Below are 23,016 nucleotides of genomic sequence, written 5' to 3' on the forward strand. Positions count from 1 at the left end.
CTATATAATTCATAGCATTCAGACAGCCACCGATACTGTAATACCGGTATTTTTTAAAGCTTTGCTGAGCCATACAGCCTGTACCAATGCATATCAGAAAAATAACGAAGAATAATCTTTTAAATTGCTTCATATAAAACACTATTACCAATAATTTAATTTGCGCCTGCCAAATTTTAACAAAAGTACTTCAATATAAGACTATTCTTTCAAAAAATATCAATTTCGGGCGTCTAAGCCCCAATTCAATTTACTCCGGAGCGTTTTATAATAATTATAGTTTTTTAATTCTATAAGTTGAATCTTAAAATCTTCTTTTTTAATTGAAAGCTTAATGCTTGAGGAAACGATTTCATACCTTGAATCTAACGAAATAAGGAAATTTTGGTTCCTGCCTTCTATTTCAAAAGAAATATGAGAATTGTCAGGAACAATCATTGGCCTTACATTGAGATTATGCGGACTGATTGGTGTTATAATGAAATTTTCAGTTTTGGGATGCACCAATGGACCACCGCAGCTTAAGGAATAGCCTGTTGAACCGGTAGGTGTAGAAACAAGCAGGCCGTCTGCCCAGTAGGAATTCAGGAATTCCCCGTCAATATAGGTATGAACGGTGATCATGGATGAAGAATCCCGCTTGGTGAGCGCGAATTCGTTCATGGCAAAGTTCAGGTCTCCGAACAAATTCTCTTCTGAAATCAGCTTAATAAGAGTGCGTTCAGAAATTTTATAGCTGCCGGAAATAAGCTGGTCAATAGAACCTTCAAGCTCTTCACGGGGAGTTGTAGCCAAAAAACCTAAACGGCCTGTATTGATACCTACGAGAGGAATATTTTTTTTACCAATAAACGTTGCAGACTCCAGCAATGTACCGTCCCCTCCAATGCTGAGCATTAGTTGAGGCTTATCAAGATCTTCTTTTGTTTTAAAAACGGAATAAAGAGAAGGTAATGATATGCGGCAACTTTGCAGATATGCAACAAACTCTTCATGAATGATTAAATGAATTTCTTTTTTTTGAAGATAGTTCAGCAAGTGCTGCACATACGGGATGTTATCTTCTTTAAAAGGTCGGCCGTGCAAAGCAAACATCATAACACAATATGTTTAGATGTTCAGGTATTTAAACAGCATATCCAGGCGGTCTTTGTCGTAATTCTCAACATCTGTTTCCTGGAACTGCGCAATGATGCGGTAATCATATCTTTCCAGCGTTGCAATAACACGGGTAAGATCCACACGGTTGAGTTTTAACGTAACCTTCAGATAATTTTGTTCTTTTGAATCATTCGTTACAAACACACTTAAAATTTTTGTGTCATTTGCTTCTATGAGCCTTGAGATCTGAGCTAATGAATAATCAATTTCTTTAATTGCCAGAACAAGGATTCCGCCCGGGCCCTGGCTGGCAAACATCTGCGCAATGGCAGCGGATGTTTCATTCACAGAAATAACACCCAGGTATTCGTTGGAATTGCCAAGTACCGGAATCAGTTCCAGATGGTTTTGAGAAGCAAGGTTGATGACGTCATAATAATGCGACGAAGCTCTCACCGCTACATCCTGGAAAGACAGACGGTAGTCAGAAATAGGCAGATCCGGATTATTTTTTTCTAAAATACTTTCTTCATCAATAATTCCTTTGAACGTTTGCTCATCAATTACAGCTAGCTGTCTTAAATGGAATACCTCCATCCAGTTCAAAGCTGTCTGACTGCTGTCATTCAGTTTCAACGGAGGTATCATTTGGTTGATGAGTTCTTCAGCTAACATTGGCAGTAGCGTGTTTAGTGATGAAATGTTCAAAGATTGAATTGAATTTTTCAGGCTGTTCCATCATTGGAGCATGGCCACATTTGTCAATAAAATACAATTCAGAATTCTTAACCAGTAAATTAAATTCATGTGCTACCAACGCCGGAGTGATAGTATCGTTTAAGCCCCAGATCAACAGTGTAGGCTTATTTATTTTATGCAGATCACTTGCAATATTATGTCTCTGTGCAGATTTGGCAATTGCAATAATGCGCATGCACTTAGGAATATCGCTGCAGATCTGATATACTTCATCGACTAAATCTTTGGTCGCTGTTTCAGGATAGTAGAAGGTGTATTCAACACGTTCCTTGATATACGCGTAGTTCCCGCGCTTAGGGAAAGAGCCGCCCATGCCGTTTTCAAACAATCCTGAACTACCTGTAAGCGTAATTGTTTTAATCTTGGATTGATTCTTTAATGCATACAGAAGGCCTACATGACCTCCTAACGAATTGCCGATGATATTCAGATCGGTTAGCTTTTTATACTCAACAAACTTTTCTACGAAAGCTACCAAACCTTCCAGCCCAGCCGATTTGATCGGCATTTCATATATCGGTAACATGGGTATCAGCACACGGTAATTTTTACTGAAATACGTAACCAGTTTTTCCCAATTACTTAATGCGCCAAACAATCCATGAAGAAGCAATAATACCTCTCCTTCACCTTCTTCAACAAATTTGAAGTCGCCTTCTTTTTTAATTTTCAACTCCATAAACTCAACCGATACGCACTGTACAAGTACTAACGTGCAATCTAAAACAAAGTTCTCAATAAACCATATTCTGTTCAATCATGCCATTTTGTTTAAGAACGAATAAGTTCCTCAACTTTGTGCATGATATCCTGAAAAGGAATTATTTGGCCTAACAATTTTATAACACTCGGAGAATATTCTGTTAACCAATTATATATGAATGATTCATCTGTATATGAATTGGGAAATTTTAAGCCGGATTTTTCTAAAAGCCATAAAATACAGCTTAATCCAAAGGCTGCTTTTAATATTCCCACAAGTGCTCCTGCGTATTGATCAACACTGCCCAGCAGTGTTTGATGCAAAACTGTTGTAAGGAATTTACCCAATAGGATAATTAAAATCAATACCCCGATAAAGATCACAATGAAACTTACAACCGGCAAAACGCTTTCATGTAAGCCGAACCATTCCTTTAATTTGACGATTCCCAGCTGACATAGGTTGAAAGCCGTAATAACAGCAATAATAAAGGCGATAAAGGTTATGATCTGAATCAATAAACCGGTTTGATAACCCTTATAACCTCCGTAAGCCATTATGAGGATTAATATGATATCAATTATTTCCAATATACTATGCGATCGATGCCAATACCTTTTTTACTGCTTCAGAAACAGCTTTGCCTTCAGCCTTTCCCGCAAGTTCTTTTGATGCTACGCCCATTACTTTACCCATATCGGCAGGGCCTTTCGCACCAACCTGCGCAACTATTTCTTTTACAGCTGATTCAATCTCATCAGCCGATAACTGTTTAGGCATAAAGCGTTCAATCACCGCTATTTCCTGCAATTCTTTTTCTTCCAGGTCTTTTCTGCCCTGCTGTGCAAAGATGTCGGCAGACTCTTTACGCTGCTTATAAGCCTTTGCAAGGATTTTAGATTCCTGGTCTGCAGATAATTCTCCGGAAGCGCCTTTTTCTGTTTCAGCAAGTAAAATCATAGACTTAAGAGCTCTTAATCCTCTCAAATCATCTGCATTACGTGCCAACATGGCTTTTTTTATTTCTGATTCAATTGTTGCTTTTAAACTCATAGGTCTTTTGTACTTTTGTCTGTTAGTTAGACAAAAATATAAATTGAAGGACAGACTGCAAGCACATGACTCGATTAAGTGTAAATATTAATAAAATAGCTACTATACGAAATGCCAGAGGCGGCAATAATCCGGATCTGATAAAGGCAGCGCTGGACTGCGAACGTTTTGGGGCTGAAGGCATAACTATCCATCCGCGTCCGGATGAGCGCCACATCCGCTACCAGGACGCCTATGATCTTAAAAAGGTATTAACTACTGAATTCAATATAGAAGGTAATCCGGAAGGTAAATTTATAACACTGGTTGAAAATGTAAAGCCTCACCAGGTAACGCTTGTGCCGGATGCCATTGATGCCATTACTTCGAACGCCGGTTGGGATACAGTTAAACATCAATCTTTTTTGAAGGAAATGTGTGACCATTTTAAAAAGCTTGGCATACGTGTTTCCATCTTTGTTGATCCGCAAGCAAGCTATGTGGAAGGTGCAGCCAAAGCTGGTGCAGACAGGGTTGAATTGTATACAGAACCTTATGCTACAGCTTTTCATGCAGATAAAGTAGCAGCTATCAAAGATTATATTGAAGCTGCGCGTGTTGCTAAATCACTGGGATTGGGAGTAAATGCAGGACATGATCTGGATCTGTTCAATTTAAATTATCTGAAAACCACCATCCCAGATCTGGATGAAGTTTCCATTGGGCATGCACTTATTTGTGATGCCCTGTATTACGGGTTGGAAAATACCATACAATTGTATTTGAGAGAATTAAAAAAGTAATACATGAAATTGTTTTATAGAGAAAGCGGGGAAGGGCGCCCGTTGATAATTTTACACGGATTATTCGGTTCATCGGATAACTGGATGAGTGTTACAAAAGAACTTGCGCTGAAATACAAGGTATATGTGCTGGATGCCAGAAACCACGGGCAGTCGCCACATTCAGAAACCCATACGTATGAGACAATGGCAGCGGATTTAAAAGAATTCATTGCAGATCACAACATTGAAAGACCAGTATTGATCGGGCATTCCATGGGGGGTAAAACCATTATGCGTTTTGCAGCAGATTATAAAGATATAGCTGAAAAGCTGGTCGTGGTTGATATTTCACCAAGATTCTATGGCCGTCATCACCAGGCGATTTTAGCAGGGTTTAATGCTATAAATCTTGAAACGCTGCAATCAAGAAATGAAGCAGATGCCATCCTGAGTCAGTATGTCGGAGATATGGGGGTACGAATGTTTTTGCTGAAAAGTCTGTATCGCAATAGTGAAGGTAAGTTTCAATGGCGGATCAATCTTCGGGTTTTAGATGAACAAATTGATAATATCGGCGAGGCTTTGCCGGACCAGGCGCATATTGATATTCCAACACTTTTCATTCGTGGTAGCCAAAGCGGTTATATTGAAGACAAGGATGTTGCTGTGATAGAAAAACATTTTTCACAGTATATATTAGTAACTGTAATGGATGCAAGCCATTTTGTACATGCTGAAAAACCTAAAGAAGTAATTGCATTGATTGAAAATTTTATTGAACGGTAAGCGATGCTCCGTCCGGATAAACATATGGCAGCACAGAACAATAAAATACAAACGGTTTATCTGATTCCGAACGAACTGGCGGAAGATACCGCAGAAGCATATATACCTGAGGTTGTAAAGAACAAGCTGCTGTCACTACGGGTTATCTTTTGCGAAGATGCGCGTACCACCAGACGCTTTATCGGAAAATTATTAAGAGGTAAAGTTTCCGTTGAAGAATATATATTATTCGAACTGACCAAATCAACGACCGAACAGGAACTGTCTGAGCAGATCAGCCAGATCCAGGGTACTTGCGATGTCGGTATTATCAGTGATGCGGGTTGCCCGGGTATTGCAGATCCAGGTGCACTGCTGGTGGCATGGGCGCATAAACAACAGGTTAAAGTTGTACCGCTGCCCGGACCTTCTTCTATTTTGCTGACTGTAATGGCTTCCGGACTCAATGGACAATCATTTGCATTCAACGGGTATCTTCCGATTGATAAAGCTGAACGCAAGAAGCGCATAAAAGAACTGGAGCGCATCAGTAAAGTATCAAACCAGACGCAGCTTTTCATAGAAACACCTTATCGAAATGATAAGCTGCTGGATGATCTGATTGATGTTTGCGACAAAAATACACTGTTGACCATATCTGCAGATCTTACAGGAGCAACCGAACAGATCATAACCAAACCCGTATTCAAATGGAAAAAAGGAGAGCTTGTGTTAGGTAAGCGGCCTACGATGTTCGGCTTTTTGGCGGTGTAAAAAAATATTTCTGATTTATAAACTTTTAGCGTATTTTTGAACAATTGTACAAACCCAAAAAAATAAATTAACAAATTAATATATGCCTTATTTATTTACATCAGAATCTGTTTCTGAAGGTCACCCGGACAAAGTTGCAGATCAAATCTCAGATGCACTTATCGATCATTTTTTAGCGTTTGATCCCAATGCAAAGGTTGCTTGTGAAACGTTGGTAACTACAGGTCAAGTAGTATTGGCTGGTGAAGTAAAGTCAAAAGCATATTTAGATGTTCAGGAAATTGCACGTGAAGTGATCCGTAAGATCGGCTACACAAAGTCTGAATATATGTTTGAAGCAAACTCTTGTGGTATCTTCTCTGCTATTCATGAGCAGTCTGCAGATATCAACCAGGGTGTAGACCGTAAGAAGAAAGAAGAACAAGGTGCTGGCGATCAGGGAATGATGTTTGGTTATGCAACCAACGAAACCAATGATTACATGCCATTAGCGCTTGATCTTGCACATAAAATTTTAATTGAACTTGCTGCGCTTCGTCGTGAAGGCAAGCAGATCAAATATCTTCGTCCGGATGCTAAATCTCAGGTAACACTTGAGTATGATGACAACAACCGTCCGGTTCGTATTGATGCAATCGTACTTTCTACGCAGCACGATGATTTCGATACAGAAGAAAAAATGCATAAGAAAATTGAAAAAGATGTCATTTCAATTCTTATCCCGCGCATCATTTCTAAATATCCGAAGTACAAAAAATTCTTTGACGGAAAAACAAAGATCAAATATCATATCAACCCTACAGGTAAATTTGTAATCGGTGGTCCGCACGGAGATACCGGTTTAACAGGAAGAAAGATCATTGTAGATACATACGGCGGTAAAGGCGCACACGGTGGTGGCGCATTCTCTGGTAAAGATCCGTCTAAAGTTGACCGTTCTGCTGCATATGCTACAAGACACATTGCAAAAAACCTGGTTGCGGCTGGCCTTTGCGATGAAGTATTGGTTCAGGTATCTTATGCAATTGGTGTTGCTAAGCCAATGGGTATTTATGTAAACACATACGGTACAGCGAAAGTGAAAAAGAACGACGGTGAAATTGCCAGAATCGTTGAGAAGTTATTCGACATGCGCCCTTATGCGATCGAACAGCGTCTGCAATTACGTAATCCTATTTACAGCGAAACTGCAGCGTATGGCCACATGGGTCGTAAGCCGGAAACTGTTACAAAGTCATTCAAGAGCAATGATGGTAAAATCATCAAGAAGAAAGTAGAACTATTTACGTGGGAAAAATTAGACTACGTAGATAAAGTAAGAAAAGCTTTTGGTATCAAATGATATAAAATTAGAGCACAAAAAAGCGTCCTGATTATTATCGGGACGCTTTTTATTTTAGTGGCTAAGCAATTTTTCCTTCAGCTTCGAAAGCTGATTTTTCAATATGTCGTAAGAAACATCAATGGCTTCTTCAAACGTGCTGCGCTGTTCTTTTACAACAATCGAGTTGCCCGGCATATTTAATTTGATATTCACTACTTTGTTTCCTTTCGTGTCGTTGGTATCAAGCTTTAAGAATACTTCTCCGTCAATGATTTAATCATTGAACGTTTCCAGCTTGTCAAGTTTTTTCTGTAAGAAATCTAACAATTTAATGTCTGCATCGAAGTGGATGGATTGAACTTGTAGTTTCATAATTCTAAAAGTTTAAAGTGTGAATACTAAGATTTCGGGTGGGCTTGTTCGAATATTGATTTTAATTTATCAATGCTGTTGTGTGTATAAACCTGAGTTGCAGCCAAACTTGTATGGCCCAGCAAATCTTTGATCGCATTCAGATCAGCACCTTTGTTTAGAAGATGTGTTGCGAATGTATGACGCAAAACGTGCGGACTTCTTTTATCTACTGTTGTAACCTGATCTAAATAATGTCGCACTAACCGGTAGATAAACATTGGATATACTTGCTCCCCATTATTAGTAACGACAAAAAAATCTGTATTGTTACTGAAAGATTCAGATTTCTTTTTTTGAATATATTGTTTAGCCAGCTCAACAAATGTCTCGTGAATAGGAATGATGCGTTCTTTATTCCCCTTACCCAATACTTTAATGGTTTTCTGGAAAAAGTTGATGTCGTTATTTCGCAGACCAATAAGCTCCGAAAGACGGATGCCCGTACCGTACAGCAATTCAAGCACAATCTTGTCGCGTATACCTGCAAAAGAATCTTCAAATTCTATTTTATTACCCAAAAGATCCTTTATTTCATCCAGCAAATTGATCATGTTATCTTCTTCAACAAAAACAGGCAGAGACTTTTTAACTTTCAAGGCCTTTATTTTCAATGTCGGATCTTTGGAGATGATTTCCTTCTTTTGCAAAAAATGATAATACGATCTCAGGCAGGCAATTTTCCGGTTGATGGATTTTGGAAGCATGTCCTGATCCGAAAGCGAAACAATCCAGCTGCGAAGCATAGGATAATTAGCCTGCTCAGGATTTGCAAGTTCGTAAGTTGTAAGAAGATAATCGGAAAGAGCTGTAAGGTCAGTCCTGTAGGATACCGTGGTATGTTTGGAATACCTCTTCTCGGTAGATAAATATGTTAAAAATTCATTTACCATATTGTTTTACAGGAATTAGATCCGGTAAAACAATATAGTAAAATATTTTAATAAACGAAATTAGTCGTTTGAAGCAGCTTCCTGTAATTTAAGACGGTAAGAAGCACGGATTACCTCTTTTCTTAAACGTACTGATTTTTTCTCGTAGTAAGAACGTGCGCGAAGTGCCTTTAAAACACCTGTTTTTTCAAATTTCTTTTTGAAACGCTTTAACGCTTTATCTATCGGCTCGTTTTCTTTGATGTTGATTACGATCATAACAATTCTTTTATTTAATAAGGACTGCAAATTTACACATTCCATATTAAATAACAAAACTGATTGTGAATAATTTTATTTTTGTAAGGACTTGGCGATCACTATTTTCTGAATTTCAGAAGTGCCTTCTCCAATTGTACAGAGTTTCGCATCCCGGTAAAACTTCTCTACGGGATAATCTTTGGTGTATCCATATCCGCCAAAGATCTGAACTGCCTCATTGGCAGTTCTTACAGCAACTTCCGAAGCATATAATTTCGCCATTGCTGCTTCCCGGGTCATCGGAATGCCTTTCATTTTCATATCAGCAGCTTTATAGGTCAATAAGCGCGCTGCCTCGATCTCAGTGGCCATGTCGACCAATTTGAATGAGATTCCCTGAAAGTTTCCAATGGGCTGATTGAATTGCTGACGTTCCTTTGAATATTGTAAAGCAGCCTCATAGGCACCTTGTGCAATACCCAGGCTGAGAGCTGCAATAGAAATACGACCGCCATCCAATACCTTCATAGCTTGTTTGAAGCCATCCCCAACTTTACCCAAAAGTTGATTTTTATGTACCCGTACATTATCCAGCAATAATTCGCAGGTTTCGGAGGCCCGCATGCCCAGTTTATTCTCTTTCCGGCCATGGGTAAGGCCAGAAGTACCCTTTTCTATAATGAAGGCCGAAGAAAAGCGTTTATCCGGACTGTCTGCATGCCTTGCCAGAACAACTACTACATTTGATGATTTCGCATGCGTAATGAAGTTTTTGCTGCCGTTCAGCACCCAATAATCGCCATCCTCCGTAGCAACGGTTTTCATATTACCGGAGTCAGAGCCTGTATTGGCTTCCGTCAATGCCCATGCTCCAATCCATTTACCTGTGGCCAGTAACGGTAAGTATTTTGCTTTTTGTTCTTCATTGCCAAAAGCCAGGATATGGCCGGTACATAAAGAGTTATGAGCAGCAACTGATAGACCAATGGATCCGCAAACTTTTGATATTTCCTCCAGGGCAGTGATATATTCAAAATAGCCCATACCAGCGCCACCGTATTGTTCCGGAACAAGTACTCCCAGCAAACCCAGTTCGCCCATTTTATGAAACAGATCAATCGGGAATTCCTGCGCCTCATCCCATTTCATAATATTCGGCCGGATATATTTTTCAGCAACATCTTTTGCCATGCCGGCAATTAAGCGTTGATTATCAGTATTTTCAAAGTTCATAAGAATACAGTGCTTGAAAAGGTCTTTAGTATGCTATGTTCCATTCATAACAGTTTGTTACTTTTTTCTTAAAGTAATCGTGTATGAGAATATCGGGGTTAAACGGCAATAAATCAAGTACGCTGTTATCTTTCGAAAAGAAGTGCAGATTATAATTCTTACCGCTCAACTCACGTGTAATGGTTTTTATATTGTTGACATTATCTTCAAGTATGAAGACTTTAAAAAGTTTAGATGTTTCCATGATATATCCTACGGTTGGTTTATGGATATCAAGGAATACGTTGAAAATATATAATAGTTGTTTTTTTTGCGACTTCGGGAAAGGATTATAGATCTATATTTTATATCTTGCCATAAATCTTTTTATAATTATATAAGAATGAAAATAGTTATTGTTGGAACTGGATACGTTGGTTTAGTAACGGGAACGTGTTTTGCAGAAGTCGGTATTGAAGTTATCTGCGTAGATATTGATCAAAAGAAAATTGACAATTTAAAACAAGGTATCTTACCAATTTATGAACCTGGTCTGGAAGAAATGGTTGAGCGGAACTTTAAAAAAGGCCGTTTGAAATTTTCTACCAATCTGGCAGAAAGTATACAGGAAGCAGAAGTCGCTTTCATCGCGGTAGGAACACCTCCGGGAGAAGACGGCAGCGCTGATTTAAAATATGTATTGGCAGTTGCTTCAGAAATCGGTAAGTCATTGAATGATGATATCGTGGTTGTAACCAAGAGTACTGTACCTGTAGGAACATCTCTTAAAGTAAAAAAAGCCCTTGCAGATGAGCTAGGCAAACGTGGTGTTTCCTTCAATGCATATGTTTCTTCAAATCCTGAATTCCTGAAGGAAGGTGCTGCAATTGATGATTTCATGAAGCCTGACAGAATTGTTGTAGGTGTTGATGCTCCGGAAGCAGAAGAAACAATGCGTAAATTATATAAACCGTTTTTGCTAAACGGCCATCCGATATTTTTTATGGACATTCCTTCTGCAGAAATGACAAAATATGCAGCAAACTCTATGCTTGCAACTAAAATCAGTTTCATGAACGATATCGCAAATTTATGTGAAATTGTTGGTGCGGATGTAAATTTAGTTCGTAAAGGTATTGGGTCTGATGCACGTATTGGAAATAAATTCATCTATCCGGGTGTTGGTTATGGTGGTTCATGTTTCCCGAAAGATGTGAAAGCATTGATCAAGACAGCGAAACAGAATGGCTATGACATGCGCGTATTAAGTGCTGTTGAAGATGTGAACGATGATCAGAAATACGTACTTGTTAAAAAAGTAAACAAGCATTTCAATAATGATCTGAAAGGAAAGAAATTCGCAGTTTGGGGCTTGTCCTTTAAACCGAAAACAGATGATATGCGTGAAGCCCCATCATTGGTTATTATTCCGGAATTATTGAAAGCCGGCGCAAGTGTAGTGGCTTATGATCCGGTGGCTATGCATGAAGCGTCTCATACGCTTAAAGATTCAATTACCTATGCAGAAGATCCGATGGGAGCTTTGGAAGGCGTTGATGGATTGCTGATCGTGACAGAATGGTCTGAATTCCGTGCGCCGGATTTTGACATGGTGAAAAGCAAAATGAAAGGCAAAGTGATTTTTGATGGAAGAAACATATTCGATCCTAAAGAAATGAAAGCCCAGGGATTTCAATATTACTGCATCGGACTAAAGAATTAATAGCAGTAGAAATTTAAAAGATTGAGAAGAAATTCCAAAATACAAAAAACAAATTCCAAACAGCCGAAAATAAATTTCAAAAGATCTTAATATCATCTGTTTGAAATTTGAGTTTTGTTATTTGGAATTTCATAATCAGTACTAACGTATTCAAATTTATACAAATACTAATGGCTAGAAAGAGAGTACTCATCACAGGTGCCGCAGGTTTTTTAGGATCACATCTATGTGATAGATTTATTAAAGAAGATTACCACGTTATTGGGATGGATAATCTTATCACAGGTAATCTTAAAAACATTGAACATTTATTCAAACTTGAAAATTTCGAATTTTACAATCACGATGTCTCAAAGTTTGTACATGTTGCCGGCGATCTGGATTATATTTTACATTTCGCTTCACCGGCCAGTCCGATCGATTATTTAAAAATTCCTATACAGACATTAAAAGTTGGTTCTTTAGGAACACACAATTTGTTGGGGCTGGCACGTGCAAAAAAGGCACGTATGCTGATTGCTTCAACATCTGAAGTATACGGGGATCCATTGGTGCATCCGCAGACAGAAGATTACTGGGGTAACGTAAACCCGATTGGTCCGCGTGGAGTATACGATGAAGCAAAACGTTTTCAGGAAGCTATTACAATGGCTTACCATACATACCATAATGTTGAAACCCGCATCGTTCGTATTTTTAATACCTATGGTCCGAGAATGCGACTGAATGATGGTCGTGTATTGCCTGCATTCATAGGCCAGGCATTACGTGGAGAAGATCTTACTTCTTTTGGCGATGGTACACAAACCCGTTCATTCTGTTATGTGAGTGATTTGATTGAAGGAATCTATCGTTTGCTGATGAGTGATTATGTGTATCCGGTAAATATCGGAAACCCGGTTGAGATTACAATTAATGATTTTGCACAGGAGATCATCAAGCTTACAGGTTCAAACGTAAAAATCACCTTTAAACCTTTGCCTACAGATGATCCGAAACAGCGTAAACCAGACATTACAAAAGCTAAAGAAATTTTAGGCTGGGAACCCAAAGTATCACGGGCAGAAGGTTTGAAAATCACTTATGAATATTTCAAATCGTTGCCAAAAGAAGATTGGGATATATTACCCAAAGAGTTTAAAAAGAACTGATTTTTATGACTCCACTATGTAGTCAATTAAAAAAGAAAGAAATTTCTTTAGCTGTAATTGGCTTGGGATATGTTGGCTTACCAATAGCATTGGCTTTTGCTAAAAAAATCAACGTTATCGGTTTTGACATTAATTCAAAAAGAATTGAATTAATGAATAAGCAGATTGATCCCAGCGGAGAATTAGCTTCAACAGATTTTCAAAACAGCGATATCGTTTTTACAGACGATATTGCTGTTTTAAAGCAGGCATCATTTTACATCGTAACTGTTCCTACTCCTATAGATGCCTTTAACCACCCGGATTTAAAACCACTGCTCTCTGCGACAAAAACGATTGGCGGTGTTTTGAAAAAAGGAGATTATGTTGTGTACGAATCAACGGTCTATCCGGGCTGTACACAGGAAGATTGTATTCCTATGCTTGAAAGTTTATCCGGATTAAAAGTTGGCCGGGATTTTAAAGTAGGCTATTCTCCTGAACGGATCAATCCGGGAGATAAGGAACACACACTTGCTAAAATTACAAAAGTGGTTTCAGGTTGTGATGCAGAAAGTCTGGCAACAATCGCCGATGTATATGAATTGGTTGTACAGGCCGGGATTCATAAGGCATCTTCCATCAAAGTTGCAGAAGCGGCTAAGATTATAGAGAATACACAACGCGATGTGAACATTGCGTTGATGAATGAACTGTCAATTATTTGCGACAAGCTTGATATCAATACCTACGAAGTACTTGAAGCAGCAAATACAAAATGGAATTTTTTACGTTTCACACCCGGCCTTGTAGGCGGGCATTGTATAGGCGTTGATCCCTATTACCTTACCTATAAGGCAAGAAAGCTTGGTTTGAATCCTAATGTGATATTAAGCGGCAGGTTGATCAACGATCAGATGCCTATGAATATTGCGAAGAAGGTTGTGACTTCTCTGATCAAGACTGGAAAAAATATTTCAAAATCCAGAATACTTGTTTTGGGAGTAACGTTTAAAGAAAATATTGAAGATATCAGGAATTCTAAAGTTGCTGACTTAATCAAAGAACTTCAGTCATATAGCCTGGAAGTTGATGTTGTTGATCCATACGCATGTTTTGAAGAATTTAAACATGAATACAATCTGGAATTTCGTACAGAAGCGGCAGATGGCTATGATGTGGTAATTCTTGCAGTATCTCATAAGGAATATTTAAAAAATGATATTTCCTTTTATGAAAATCTTCTAACTGCGGATGGAATCTTTGTTGATATAAAAGGTATTTATACAAAAAGTAACCATACAAATACCTATTGGACATTATAATTTATGCATACAAAAAAAACCATATTAATCACCGGCGGCGCTGGTTTCATAGGCTCTCACGTGGTTCGCTTATTTGTAAACAAATATCCGGAATATGTTATTGTCAATCTTGATAAGCTTACCTATGCAGGTAATCTGGAAAACCTGACGGATATTGAAAAGGCCCCTAATTATATTTTTGAAAAAGGAGATATTGCAGACACAACCTATATTCAGGAGCTATTTAAAAAATATGCCTTTGATGGTGTTATCCATCTTGCGGCAGAGTCTCACGTAGACCGTTCTATTGTTGCTCCCATGGAGTTTGTGATCACCAACGTGATCGGAACCGTGAATTTATTGAACGCTGCAAAAGAAGCATGGAAAAATAATTTTGAAGGGAAACGTTTTTACCATGTTTCCACCGATGAAGTATATGGCTCTTTGCACGACGGGAGTTTCTTTCTTGAAACAACTTCTTATGATCCGCAATCTCCTTACTCCGCGTCAAAGGCCTCATCTGACCACTTTGTACGTGCTTACCACAACACGTATAAACTACCTGTAGTATTGACGAACTGTTCAAACAACTACGGTCCGAATCAGTTCCCTGAAAAATTGCTTCCGCTATTTATTAATAATATCTGTTCGAATAAATCGTTACCTGTATATGGTAAAGGTGAAAATATCCGGGACTGGCTTTTTGTTATTGATCATGCACGTGCTATTGATACCGTTTACCACAATGGTAAAACCGGGGAAACTTATAACATTGGCGGGCATAATGAATGGACAAACATTGATCTGATCCGTTTGCTTTGCAAACAGATGGATGAAAAACTTGGACGTGCCGCAGGTACCAGTGAAAAGCTGATCACATATGTAACAGACCGTGCCGGACATGATTTCAGATATGCGATTGATGCTACTAAAATAAAAAATGAGCTTGGCTGGGTACCTTCGGTTACCTTTGAACAAGGCCTGAGCCTGACCATTGATTGGTATCTCAACAATAAAGAATGGATGGATAAAATTACCTCTGGCGCATATGCTTCTTATTATGAGCAGCAATACGTAAAGAGATAATTTGTTTAAAATAAAAATAAAATGAAAGGAATATTATTAGCCGGCGGTACTGGATCAAGACTGCACCCGTTAACATTGGCAATGAGCAAGCAGATGATGCCTGTATATGATAAGCCAATGATCTACTATCCGCTTTCTTGTTTAATGTTGGCAGGAATCAAAGAAATTCTGATTATTTCAACTCCTCAGGATTTACCTAATTTTCAGAAGTTGCTGGGCGATGGTTCTGCATTGGGTTGCCGCTTTGAATATGCTGTTCAACCTTCTCCGGATGGCTTGGCACAAGCATTCATCATCGGAGAAAAATTTATTGGCAATGATAAAGTAGCATTGATCCTGGGTGATAATATATTCTACGGATCAGGGCTCGGCCGCTTATTGCATTCGCACAACGATCCGGATGGCGCAGTTATATTTGCATATCATGTAACTGATCCTGAACGTTACGGTGTAGTTGATTTTGATTCAGAAATGAATGCGCTATCCATCGAAGAAAAACCGTTGAACCCTAAATCAAATTATGCTGTACCCGGGGTATATTTTTATGACAACAGCGTTATCGAAATAGCTAAAAATTTAAAGCCAAGTCCGAGAGGCGAGCTTGAAATTACAGACGTGAATAAAATTTACCTTGCTCAAAAGAAGCTGAAAGTAGCAGTATTGAATAGAGGTACAGCCTGGCTTGATACAGGTACATTTGCCTCACTGATGCAGGCCGGCGAGTTTGTGCGGGTAATTGAAGAGCGCCAGGGTTTAAAAGTTGGTTGTATAGAAGAAGTGGCTTATACAATGAAATTTATAAGCAGAGAACAGTTGGAAGCGCTTGCAAAACCATTGATGAAAAGTGGTTATGGACAGTATCTGTTAAGCCTTACAAAAAATAAATAGTAAAAGATCTTAGATTTTTTCGCAGATCAGCAGCGCTTTTGTTGAATCCATTAAGGTGGTAGCAAAAATAAAAATGCTACCACCGTCTTTAACTTTTATTTTTTTTCTTATTTCTTCAACTGAATCCGGAAAGTTACGCGTTTGAATATTTGCCTTTCCATCCGGGAGTAAGGTCTGGATCGCTTTTTTATCGTAACCGGTTATATGATTGATCTTAAAACTGCGCCCGGGGAAATCTGTTATAAGCTCAGCAGAAGTATATAAATGTGAAGATTGGTGCAGTTTAAAAATGTTATATGCTTGTGCAATGACATTGAAGCCGCCGGCTTTTAAGACAGATGGATTGGGCTCATATATATACCGGAGCGGCATGGATTGTGGCGCTTTGTACGATTGTTCAATACTGTTTTTGAATTGGAATGATTGAACAGATTTTTTAATGGCGTTTATACACCGGATTTCCGGTTCTCCGGTATAATCTTTTTTTAGCAGGTATAAAACTTCTTTGCATTCATTGTCTACACTTACAATATGAATTTCACTTATGTTGGCGAGCTGTCTTGTAGCTTCAGCGATATCAAGCATCGGCGAAGTTTTAACCAGTATGATACCGGCAAATGAAAAGTAAAAATCTTTTAAAGCCGCTATGTCCGGTTCACAATCTGATAGTTTGAAAACTTTTTGTTGATCTTTTCTTCTGGCGGGATCAAGATAAATCACATCAATTTTATCTGTGATGGTTTTTAATACAACCTCTGAGTTGCCGGTGAGAACAGAAATATTTTTGCCAAGAACAGCAAAATTATGAGCAGCGATCTGTGCAAGATCTTCCTGCTGTTCAATATAAAAAGATTTAGCAAATGATTGTGACAAGTAAAAAGTATCAACACCGAAACCACCTGTCAAATCAACGATTACGCTGCCGTGTACAAGTGTTGATTTATAAAGTCCTGTTCGTTCAGAAGAGCATTGTTCCATGCTCAGGCGTATTGGATAAATTACACGTTCATTCCCCGCCCATTCAGGAAGCTTCACAAAAGCCTTCTGCCAACCTTCAATTTGTGCAGCGATCCATTTTGCTTCAATGGTAAACTGAGGCATTTTAAGCATTAATTCAGCAACAGATGATTTTCTGTTTTTCTTAATGAACTCAGAAATCTCTTTTGATGTTAATTCTTCAATCGGAACCATAGTCAAAGATACTATTAACAATCAATCATTGCTAAAAATATATTGGCACTCTGACTTTGTTATGTTTTTTTAAAGCGTTATTTTGTTAGTAATAGAAGTATGGTTCTTAAAATCTTAATCAATTGTATGTATGAATAAGTGGACAGAACAAAACAACCGGCTTATAAAATTATTTGAATTTAAAAATTTCGAAAAGGCCTTTGCCTTTATGACTGCTGTAGCATCTGTTGCAGAAAAGATGGACCACCATCCCACCTGGACGAACAGCTGGAACAAGGTTTATATTGAATTGAATACACATAGTACCGGCGGAAATGTAACAGAAAAAGATTGGGCATTGGCGCAGGCAATAGATAAAATAGAAAATGAGTCAAACGGATAAGACATCTGGTAAATTATATTTGGTACCAACTCCCATTGGTAATCTTGAAGACATTACATTACGCGCCATCCGTATTTTGAAGGAAGTAGACCTGGTATTGGCTGAAGATACCCGTACCAGCGGAAATCTATTGAAACATCTGGATATACAGACAAAGCTTCAGGCGTTTCATGCGCATAATGAACACAGGGCCTTACAATCCACCATTCAACTTCTGCAGCAGGGAAAAAATCTTGCATTGGTCTCAGATGCCGGTACACCGGGGATTTCGGATCCCGGATTTTTATTGGTACGGGAGTGTTATGTACACTCTATTGCTGTAGAGTGTTTACCTGGTCCTACTGCATTTGTGCCTGCTATTGTTAAATCGGGTTTACCCAGCGACAAGTTTGTGTTTGAAGGTTTTTTACCGCATAAGAAAGGCCGTAAAACCCGCATTGAACGGTTGGTGCAGGAAGACCGCACGATTATTTTTTATGAATCTCCGTATCGTCTGGTGAAAACACTGGAACAACTGAAAGAAGCGTTCGGCGCAGAAAGGCAGGCATCGGTATCAAGGGAATTAACAAAAATGTTTGAAGAAACACGCAACGGCTCTCTTGCTGAATTGACGGCATATTATACCAAGCATGCTCCTAAAGGTGAGATCGTATTGATTGTGGCAGGCTTTAACAGTAAGACAGATACATTGGGTAATACAGATGAAGATTATAGCGAGGCAGACGACGAAGAATAATCAGATTGTTTGGTCTGGATACTTTTCTTCGATTTCAGCATAGTCGTATTTCTTATTGGGCTTTTCGCTGCAATCCATAATACCTACTTTGTAGCGATGTGCAAGTATTACTGCCTTCTTTAACATATCCTCATAACTGCCCGATGCAACATTCAGTTTGGAATAATTATCCTTTTTTAAGTTTAAATGAAAATCCGTACTATTTCCATAAACTTCAGGTGAACCAAACCTGCCGGTCATTTTTACAACTGTATCTGAATGCGTAATGGTGATAATTTTAAAGCCTTTAAAAGAATACCATTTTCCTATTTTAAATCCGCAAAAAGTATTGTACTCTCTGTATTTGTTGTTTGCAAAATCAACAGTAATCCGGGTTTGAATGGACACTACCTGTAATGTGAATAATGATACCAATATACAGGCAATAATAATCCATATGTTTATCGGCCTCTGAAAAACAGGGGTCAGTGCCATAACTGAAATAACCAAAAACATAAAACGTATTGGGAAAAAGGGAAATGATTCAACTTTATTATCAATAATGTCTTCTGAAAAGTCCAGTGTTTCTTCTTTGCTCACAGTATTAATTTTTTAAAATATATTAGAAATGCGATAATTGCAGTAAAGAAAAAATAATCAGATTGTTTTACTTGGATATTTTGCTTCAATTTCCGCATAATCATATTTCTTATTGGGCTTCTCACTGCAATCCATAATACCTACTTTGTAGCGGTGTGCAAGTACTACTGCTTTTTTGAACATGCTTTTATAACTACCGGAAGCAATATTGAGCTTATTGTAATTATCTTTTTTCAAATTGAGATGAAACTCGGAACTGTTGGCGTAAGATTCTGCTCCTCCATAAGCAACATTCATTTTTACTGCCCGGTCAGAGTGTGTGATTGTAATAATTTTAAATCCTTTAAACGATTTCCATTTTCCTATTTTAATTCCGAAAAAAGAACTGTATTCTCTGTATCGGCTATTGGTAAGGTCTACAGTGATTCGTTGCTGCAGAACAGCTATAGGCAACGTTACAGCAAGAAGAACAAAACCGGCAACGAAGCCTTTAATATTTCCTACTACCATCAAAAAAAATGATGCCATTGCTATAACATAACAGATAAATCGTATCGGGAAAAAAGAATAAGATTCAACTTTATTGTCGAGAATGTCTTCTGAAAAGTCCAGTGTTTCTTCTTGGCTCATACTATTTATTTTTTAGATCAATGACTATGGTACACGACTGATTGAAAGGAGGAGGATTCTTACTATCCGGGTGCTGGATGTTTACAAAATAAAATCTTGAATCTCCTTCAATAAAGGTACCGCCCGTTGTTTCAGCACCATTGGGTGCAATCAGGAAGCGTTTTAAATCATCTACCGCAGGATTTTTAATACTCAGGTCAAGCCAGTAGATTTCATTTACAAATAAATTTTCTGCCAAGGATGCAGTGCTTACCCGTCCGCGGGTATTAGCAATGATATCTTCCTGAATAACCAGATACGTCTTGTCATTTTTTGTAACTGTTGTAATGGCATCAGGGTTTGAAAAATGCTTCTGCGGATCTTTTTTCCCGGCACCTCCATTAATGAGCACGCGTATGTTGTTTGTGATCAGGTCAAACTCCAGCACACTGCCGTAAGGCTGGTCGATAGTATTGTTTTTCAGAAAAGGTAATAAATAAGAAGCCGGTTTCCCGTTGTAAAGGCTTTCCATTGAGAAGTTATCATAACCGGTAGCAGTAATATACATTTTGGTTCCCGCCAGTGTCATCCACTCCATACGCATGAAGTAGCTTGCGCCCATACGCAATGCAACATTACGTATGTCGAGTAAGGAATCCATATGCATAGGTAATTTGATCCAATGGCTTGTATCGCTCGCTGTTGCTTCTTTGTAGGCATACAATTGACCTTCTTGAAAATTATATGTTTCCTTTGCAACGAATTTAAAAAAAACACTGGGAGCAAAATCATCGGTAAGAAAAACGGTTTTATAATCGTCCAGTACAAGAGCACTCTCATGTACAAAGCGGCCCATGTTATACAGCTTATGCAGGGCCTTGTTCGTATAGCGATCAACTTCAACCATCCATCCGGTATTGTCACACCTCTTTAAACCATTGAAATCGCTGGTATCTGTATAGCCCTTGCCTTTTTTGTATAGAACTTCGTTGTTCGATGGTGTGCCTTCTTCAGCTGTGAGAATGGTACTTTTTCTTGTCACATATGTTCCGCTGCAATTATTATAGGTGCCGCCAACGGTAGTAAAATCAATATTTTTAATGCTATCCGAAACATGCCATGTATTATTTCTGAATTCAATCGGAACAATACTCATACCGCCGCCATCGCCTGTTACAGATGACGAATCATTGCATTCATGTGAAACTGCCAGTAAAAGTTTATTAATGACCTGGGTTGGCAATACGAGAATCATATCATGCATGCCTTTTGCCAATGCCCATTTGCCTTTGTTTGTGTATACGGTATCTCCGGTTTTAAATAAAACGTTATAGCTTAATTTCTTATCTATTAAAGGTGTGGTAGTATTATCCCAGAATTGAATTTCTTTAAATGGGTATTGTGCAAACAACGGAAGCGTACTGAAAAAGATGAAAGCAAATAATAAATACGTTTTCATAAAATTTAAAGATCAAGCTGCAGCATCAGGATATCTGATCCACCCAGGTCGTCGTCACTTACAGCAACAGCGATGTAGGTGTTATCATTTTCTTTTTCGTAAACAGAAATAGATTCAATTTTTAGTAAGCGGTCCTGAATGGCAGCAATCACGGTAAATGCAGAAATTTCACCAGTGAATCCGGCAGCCAGTTTCCCTCTCGTTTTTTCTTCGCCTGCAAAAGATAGCAGGCCTACGGCGCTGCCCATGATCTCGCCATCATCGATCGCATTCGATGTGTTTTCTGCAGCAGCAGTAAAAAATAATTTTTCGTCAAAATAATCTGCACCTGAAAATCCCGAACGTATACCACCTATTTCCGGTAGTTCGGCCGTAATGATAGTAGGAAAGGGCACGCCTTCCGTATGTCCCTGAATAAATTCAATGAATTCAGGCAGATCAAAACGGAGGATGGCATTGTTTTCCCGGTTGAAGAGATATAGATACTCATCCGTGCTTGCAGCAGCTTCAAAATTCAACACTCCGCTGCTGCCCGTAACCTCTTCGTTCATTCGTAAGAATGAATACCACTTCACTAAAGAGATTTCCCAAACAAGATGTTTACGATTATAAGGTGTCGGTAATTTTACTAAGAATGCGACATCCCTTCTGGGAGACTTAGAGCCTGAACCTAATATCAGCAAATGCGGATAGCCGTTGATGTTGAGCTTGGTGATGCATTCCAGGTCTGCTTTTTTCTTTTTAAGAATTCTGTTTCCTGTAAGATCTGATTCCGGTGCCGTGTATAAAGGCACTTTTGCAAGGACTGTAAGGTCGTATTTCAACGCGTATAGAAAGCAGCAGTCATCCCCGACGATATAAATATTTCCATTGACAACCTCAACCGCAGATGCAGAAGGAATGGTAGTCAGGTGTACGTGTTTCAATATAGAAATATTCATATCACTAAAAATTCAAAATTTTATTTTTTGATATTGAAAATGAAAAACTCTTCATTATAACCTGATCCGGTTTTACCGTTTTCCGGAGTAATATAAAGAATCTTCATTACTGCGTACGAGGTTGGTAAACCGCGGAGGTTCATCAGGTAAATATCGCCGATCCGGATGGAATCCGGTGTTTCAGTAAATGAAGTTCCTGCTTCAAAGAATTTCTTAACGGTAATATCAGTTGCATTTGAATATGAGAACTCTGCCGGAGCTTTTACAAATGAAGTTCCGTTCAGCGATTTGAATTTACCTTTGAATAAAGGATCGTTGTCAGTGTTTTCATAAATATCAATATCTGAAGCAGCATCGGAAGTATATTTATATGCCATGTCAACAACATCAAAACCCGGATAATGGTAAGTGTTTGCAGAAGCATAGTTGTAAATACGCTTACCGGTATATTCTACCAGTTTACCATAGATCATGAAAAATTGTGCCGGTCCAAGCACTACTCCGGCTGTATTTCCCGGTCCTGCAAAGTCGTTGTCATCTGTATAAATGAAATAAAATTCATCTACAGCTGCATTCAGGTCATTGGTACGTAATGGCAGTGTCACAGTGTTTGTGGAACTGTCCTGCGACGCTGTGCCGATCTGGAAATAGTACTGGTTGTTTCCGTCTTTTGAAAATCCGCCGGCATCTACTGAAACATAATCACCCGGAGCTGAAATGTTATCGATATAACGTTTGAAAATATACAGGCGGCTCATTTTGTTGCCGGTTCCTTTGGCTGTTGCCGTAACCTTCAGATTGACTGTTGAAGCGTCTCTTTTAACGTACAGAGAATCTTTTGCCGATGTAGTCGTCTGGTCTAACGTAATAGATTTGTCAACTACAAATACTACCGGAGCATCTTTACTTTTTTTACAGGCTGTAACAGATAATAATAAACAAATGGCGGCAAACAATAGGCCCGGATGGATCTTATTTAACATAGTGCG

26 protein-coding genes and 1 pseudogene are annotated in these 23,016 nt (G+C 38.6%); 11 read left to right on the plus strand and 16 right to left on the minus strand.

What is annotated here, in order from left to right:
* Window positions 1-219 precede the first annotated feature (219 nt).
* The 5 genes from ACTHJT_RS13825 to ACTHJT_RS13845 form a co-directional block, all read right to left on the minus strand.
* Window positions 220-1,098 (minus strand): NAD kinase, encoded by an 879-nt coding sequence (locus ACTHJT_RS13825; protein WP_440239176.1) that lies wholly within the window; start codon window positions 1,096-1,098, stop codon window positions 220-222.
* A gap of 12 nt (window positions 1,099-1,110) precedes the next feature.
* A complete protein-coding gene (locus ACTHJT_RS13830; protein WP_440239178.1) occupies window positions 1,111-1,776 on the minus strand; it encodes a CBS domain-containing protein in 666 nt (221 codons plus the stop codon).
* Window positions 1,766-2,539 (minus strand): alpha/beta fold hydrolase, encoded by a 774-nt coding sequence (locus ACTHJT_RS13835; RefSeq protein WP_440239228.1) that lies wholly within the window; start codon window positions 2,537-2,539, stop codon window positions 1,766-1,768. Before ACTHJT_RS13835 ends, ACTHJT_RS13830 begins: the two co-directional genes overlap by 11 nt.
* Window positions 2,540-2,631: 92 nt before the next feature.
* Complete coding sequence (locus tag ACTHJT_RS13840; RefSeq protein WP_440239180.1) at window positions 2,632-3,153, minus strand: CvpA family protein; 522 nt, start codon at window positions 3,151-3,153, stop codon at window positions 2,632-2,634.
* Between the two features lie 4 nt (window positions 3,154-3,157).
* Entirely contained in the window at window positions 3,158-3,616 is a 459-nt protein-coding gene (locus ACTHJT_RS13845) for a GatB/YqeY domain-containing protein (RefSeq protein ID WP_440239183.1), read from the minus strand.
* Between the two features lie 65 nt (window positions 3,617-3,681).
* On the opposite strand from ACTHJT_RS13845, the gene ACTHJT_RS13850 reads away from it, so the two are divergent.
* From ACTHJT_RS13850 to metK, 4 genes are all read left to right on the plus strand, one after another.
* Window positions 3,682-4,398: a pyridoxine 5'-phosphate synthase gene (locus ACTHJT_RS13850; RefSeq protein WP_440239184.1), complete on the plus strand. Its 717-nt coding sequence runs from the start codon at window positions 3,682-3,684 to the stop codon at window positions 4,396-4,398.
* Window positions 4,399-4,401: 3 nt separating this feature from the next.
* Complete coding sequence (locus ACTHJT_RS13855; protein ID WP_440239186.1) at window positions 4,402-5,166, plus strand: alpha/beta fold hydrolase; 765 nt, start codon at window positions 4,402-4,404, stop codon at window positions 5,164-5,166.
* A gap of 24 nt (window positions 5,167-5,190) precedes the next feature.
* Window positions 5,191-5,919 (plus strand): SAM-dependent methyltransferase, encoded by a 729-nt coding sequence (locus ACTHJT_RS13860; RefSeq protein ID WP_440239188.1) that lies wholly within the window; start codon window positions 5,191-5,193, stop codon window positions 5,917-5,919.
* An 82-nt stretch (window positions 5,920-6,001) separates the two neighbouring features.
* Complete coding sequence (gene metK / locus ACTHJT_RS13865; protein WP_440239190.1) at window positions 6,002-7,261, plus strand: methionine adenosyltransferase; 1,260 nt, start codon at window positions 6,002-6,004, stop codon at window positions 7,259-7,261.
* A 54-nt stretch (window positions 7,262-7,315) separates the two neighbouring features.
* Here metK and hpf read toward each other — a convergent pair.
* The 5 genes and pseudogenes from hpf to ACTHJT_RS13890 form a co-directional block, all read right to left on the minus strand.
* Window positions 7,316-7,615, minus strand: a pseudogene (gene hpf / locus ACTHJT_RS13870) (ribosome hibernation-promoting factor, HPF/YfiA family).
* 26 nt (window positions 7,616-7,641) lie between these two features.
* Window positions 7,642-8,547: a tyrosine-type recombinase/integrase gene (locus tag ACTHJT_RS13875; RefSeq protein ID WP_440239192.1), complete on the minus strand. Its 906-nt coding sequence runs from the start codon at window positions 8,545-8,547 to the stop codon at window positions 7,642-7,644.
* A gap of 60 nt (window positions 8,548-8,607) precedes the next feature.
* Window positions 8,608-8,805, minus strand: a complete 198-nt coding sequence (rpsU, locus tag ACTHJT_RS13880) for a 30S ribosomal protein S21 (protein WP_011586740.1) — start codon at window positions 8,803-8,805, stop codon at window positions 8,608-8,610.
* Between the two features lie 75 nt (window positions 8,806-8,880).
* Window positions 8,881-10,020, minus strand: a complete 1,140-nt coding sequence (locus tag ACTHJT_RS13885; protein ID WP_440239195.1) for an acyl-CoA dehydrogenase family protein — start codon at window positions 10,018-10,020, stop codon at window positions 8,881-8,883.
* A gap of 25 nt (window positions 10,021-10,045) precedes the next feature.
* Window positions 10,046-10,264 (minus strand): hypothetical protein, encoded by a 219-nt coding sequence (locus ACTHJT_RS13890; protein WP_440239197.1) that lies wholly within the window; start codon window positions 10,262-10,264, stop codon window positions 10,046-10,048.
* 138 nt (window positions 10,265-10,402) lie between these two features.
* Between ACTHJT_RS13890 and ACTHJT_RS13895 the strand changes: the two genes are divergently transcribed.
* The 5 genes from ACTHJT_RS13895 (at window position 10,403) to rfbA (ending at window position 16,130) form a co-directional block, all read left to right on the plus strand.
* Window positions 10,403-11,722, plus strand: a complete 1,320-nt coding sequence (locus ACTHJT_RS13895; protein ID WP_440239199.1) for a UDP-glucose dehydrogenase family protein — start codon at window positions 10,403-10,405, stop codon at window positions 11,720-11,722.
* A gap of 170 nt (window positions 11,723-11,892) precedes the next feature.
* Window positions 11,893-12,873 (plus strand): UDP-glucuronic acid decarboxylase family protein, encoded by a 981-nt coding sequence (locus ACTHJT_RS13900; protein WP_440239202.1) that lies wholly within the window; start codon window positions 11,893-11,895, stop codon window positions 12,871-12,873.
* 5 nt (window positions 12,874-12,878) lie between these two features.
* Complete coding sequence (locus tag ACTHJT_RS13905) at window positions 12,879-14,177, plus strand: nucleotide sugar dehydrogenase (protein WP_440239204.1); 1,299 nt, start codon at window positions 12,879-12,881, stop codon at window positions 14,175-14,177.
* A gap of 3 nt (window positions 14,178-14,180) precedes the next feature.
* Window positions 14,181-15,242 carry a dTDP-glucose 4,6-dehydratase gene (gene rfbB / locus ACTHJT_RS13910; RefSeq protein WP_440239206.1) on the plus strand — a complete coding sequence of 354 codons (1,062 nt, stop codon included), beginning with the start codon at window positions 14,181-14,183 and terminating at the stop codon, window positions 15,240-15,242.
* Window positions 15,243-15,263: 21 nt separating this feature from the next.
* Window positions 15,264-16,130 carry a glucose-1-phosphate thymidylyltransferase RfbA gene (rfbA, locus tag ACTHJT_RS13915; RefSeq protein WP_440239208.1) on the plus strand — a complete coding sequence of 289 codons (867 nt, stop codon included), beginning with the start codon at window positions 15,264-15,266 and terminating at the stop codon, window positions 16,128-16,130.
* A gap of 9 nt (window positions 16,131-16,139) precedes the next feature.
* Here the strand turns inward: rfbA and ACTHJT_RS13920 are convergent, their stop codons facing one another.
* Window positions 16,140-17,321, minus strand: coding sequence for a THUMP-like domain-containing protein (locus ACTHJT_RS13920; protein WP_440239211.1), 1,182 nt, complete (start codon window positions 17,319-17,321; stop codon window positions 16,140-16,142).
* A 130-nt stretch (window positions 17,322-17,451) separates the two neighbouring features.
* On the opposite strand from ACTHJT_RS13920, the gene ACTHJT_RS13925 reads away from it, so the two are divergent.
* Both ACTHJT_RS13925 and rsmI read left to right on the plus strand, forming a co-directional pair.
* Window positions 17,452-17,703, plus strand: a complete 252-nt coding sequence (locus tag ACTHJT_RS13925) for a 4a-hydroxytetrahydrobiopterin dehydratase (protein WP_440239213.1) — start codon at window positions 17,452-17,454, stop codon at window positions 17,701-17,703.
* On the plus strand, window positions 17,687-18,439 hold the full coding sequence (gene rsmI / locus ACTHJT_RS13930) for a 16S rRNA (cytidine(1402)-2'-O)-methyltransferase (protein WP_440239215.1): 753 nt from the start codon (window positions 17,687-17,689) through the stop codon (window positions 18,437-18,439). The genes ACTHJT_RS13925 and rsmI overlap by 17 nt, the downstream gene beginning before the upstream one ends.
* On the opposite strand, the gene ACTHJT_RS13935 is transcribed toward rsmI, so the two are convergent.
* The 5 genes from ACTHJT_RS13935 to ACTHJT_RS13955 all read right to left on the minus strand — a co-directional run.
* Window positions 18,440-19,018: a hypothetical protein gene (locus tag ACTHJT_RS13935; RefSeq protein WP_440239217.1), complete on the minus strand. Its 579-nt coding sequence runs from the start codon at window positions 19,016-19,018 to the stop codon at window positions 18,440-18,442.
* 57 nt (window positions 19,019-19,075) lie between these two features.
* Window positions 19,076-19,648 carry a hypothetical protein gene (locus ACTHJT_RS13940; protein WP_440239219.1) on the minus strand — a complete coding sequence of 191 codons (573 nt, stop codon included), beginning with the start codon at window positions 19,646-19,648 and terminating at the stop codon, window positions 19,076-19,078.
* Window position 19,649: 1 nt separating this feature from the next.
* Window positions 19,650-21,086: a PhoX family protein gene (locus ACTHJT_RS13945; protein WP_440239221.1), complete on the minus strand. Its 1,437-nt coding sequence runs from the start codon at window positions 21,084-21,086 to the stop codon at window positions 19,650-19,652.
* Window positions 21,087-21,091: 5 nt separating this feature from the next.
* The gene (locus ACTHJT_RS13950; RefSeq protein WP_440239223.1) at window positions 21,092-22,027 is read right to left on the minus strand and encodes a DUF6929 family protein; all 936 of its coding nucleotides are present in this window, start codon (window positions 22,025-22,027) and stop codon (window positions 21,092-21,094) included.
* Between the two features lie 20 nt (window positions 22,028-22,047).
* On the minus strand, window positions 22,048-23,016 hold a 969-nt coding region (locus ACTHJT_RS13955; RefSeq protein WP_440239225.1), incomplete at its 5' end, for a hypothetical protein.

Origin of the sequence: Cytophaga sp., assembly GCF_051961495.1 — a bacterium.
Classification (GTDB): domain Bacteria; phylum Bacteroidota; class Bacteroidia; order Cytophagales; family Cytophagaceae; genus Cytophaga.

Excerpts from the sequence above, each read along its gene's own strand:
- ACTHJT_RS13940 (WP_440239219.1), bottom strand. The coding sequence starts at position 19,648 with ATGAGCCAAGAAGAAACACTGGACTTTTCAGAAGACATTCTCGACAAT.
- ACTHJT_RS13855 (WP_440239186.1), top strand. The coding sequence starts at position 4,402 with ATGAAATTGTTTTATAGAGAAAGCGGGGAAGGGCGCCCGTTGATAATT.
- ACTHJT_RS13890 (WP_440239197.1), bottom strand. The coding sequence starts at position 10,264 with ATGGAAACATCTAAACTTTTTAAAGTCTTCATACTTGAAGATAATGTC.
- ACTHJT_RS13950 (WP_440239223.1), bottom strand. The coding sequence starts at position 22,027 with ATGAATATTTCTATATTGAAACACGTACACCTGACTACCATTCCTTCT.
- ACTHJT_RS13920 (WP_440239211.1), bottom strand. The coding sequence starts at position 17,321 with ATGGTTCCGATTGAAGAATTAACATCAAAAGAGATTTCTGAGTTCATT.
- ACTHJT_RS13945 (WP_440239221.1), bottom strand. The coding sequence starts at position 21,086 with ATGAAAACGTATTTATTATTTGCTTTCATCTTTTTCAGTACGCTTCCG.
- ACTHJT_RS13850 (WP_440239184.1), top strand. The coding sequence starts at position 3,682 with ATGACTCGATTAAGTGTAAATATTAATAAAATAGCTACTATACGAAAT.
- ACTHJT_RS13885 (WP_440239195.1), bottom strand. The coding sequence starts at position 10,020 with ATGAACTTTGAAAATACTGATAATCAACGCTTAATTGCCGGCATGGCA.
- rpsU (WP_011586740.1), bottom strand. The coding sequence starts at position 8,805 with ATGATCGTAATCAACATCAAAGAAAACGAGCCGATAGATAAAGCGTTA.
- ACTHJT_RS13900 (WP_440239202.1), top strand. The coding sequence starts at position 11,893 with ATGGCTAGAAAGAGAGTACTCATCACAGGTGCCGCAGGTTTTTTAGGA.
- ACTHJT_RS13895 (WP_440239199.1), top strand. The coding sequence starts at position 10,403 with ATGAAAATAGTTATTGTTGGAACTGGATACGTTGGTTTAGTAACGGGA.
- metK (WP_440239190.1), top strand. The coding sequence starts at position 6,002 with ATGCCTTATTTATTTACATCAGAATCTGTTTCTGAAGGTCACCCGGAC.
- rsmI (WP_440239215.1), top strand. The coding sequence starts at position 17,687 with ATGAGTCAAACGGATAAGACATCTGGTAAATTATATTTGGTACCAACT.
- rfbB (WP_440239206.1), top strand. The coding sequence starts at position 14,181 with ATGCATACAAAAAAAACCATATTAATCACCGGCGGCGCTGGTTTCATA.
- rfbA (WP_440239208.1), top strand. The coding sequence starts at position 15,264 with ATGAAAGGAATATTATTAGCCGGCGGTACTGGATCAAGACTGCACCCG.
- ACTHJT_RS13875 (WP_440239192.1), bottom strand. The coding sequence starts at position 8,547 with ATGGTAAATGAATTTTTAACATATTTATCTACCGAGAAGAGGTATTCC.
- ACTHJT_RS13860 (WP_440239188.1), top strand. The coding sequence starts at position 5,191 with ATGGCAGCACAGAACAATAAAATACAAACGGTTTATCTGATTCCGAAC.
- ACTHJT_RS13830 (WP_440239178.1), bottom strand. The coding sequence starts at position 1,776 with ATGTTAGCTGAAGAACTCATCAACCAAATGATACCTCCGTTGAAACTG.
- ACTHJT_RS13825 (WP_440239176.1), bottom strand. The coding sequence starts at position 1,098 with ATGATGTTTGCTTTGCACGGCCGACCTTTTAAAGAAGATAACATCCCG.
- ACTHJT_RS13905 (WP_440239204.1), top strand. The coding sequence starts at position 12,879 with ATGACTCCACTATGTAGTCAATTAAAAAAGAAAGAAATTTCTTTAGCT.
- ACTHJT_RS13835 (WP_440239228.1), bottom strand. The coding sequence starts at position 2,539 with ATGGAGTTGAAAATTAAAAAAGAAGGCGACTTCAAATTTGTTGAAGAA.
- ACTHJT_RS13845 (WP_440239183.1), bottom strand. The coding sequence starts at position 3,616 with ATGAGTTTAAAAGCAACAATTGAATCAGAAATAAAAAAAGCCATGTTG.
- ACTHJT_RS13925 (WP_440239213.1), top strand. The coding sequence starts at position 17,452 with ATGAATAAGTGGACAGAACAAAACAACCGGCTTATAAAATTATTTGAA.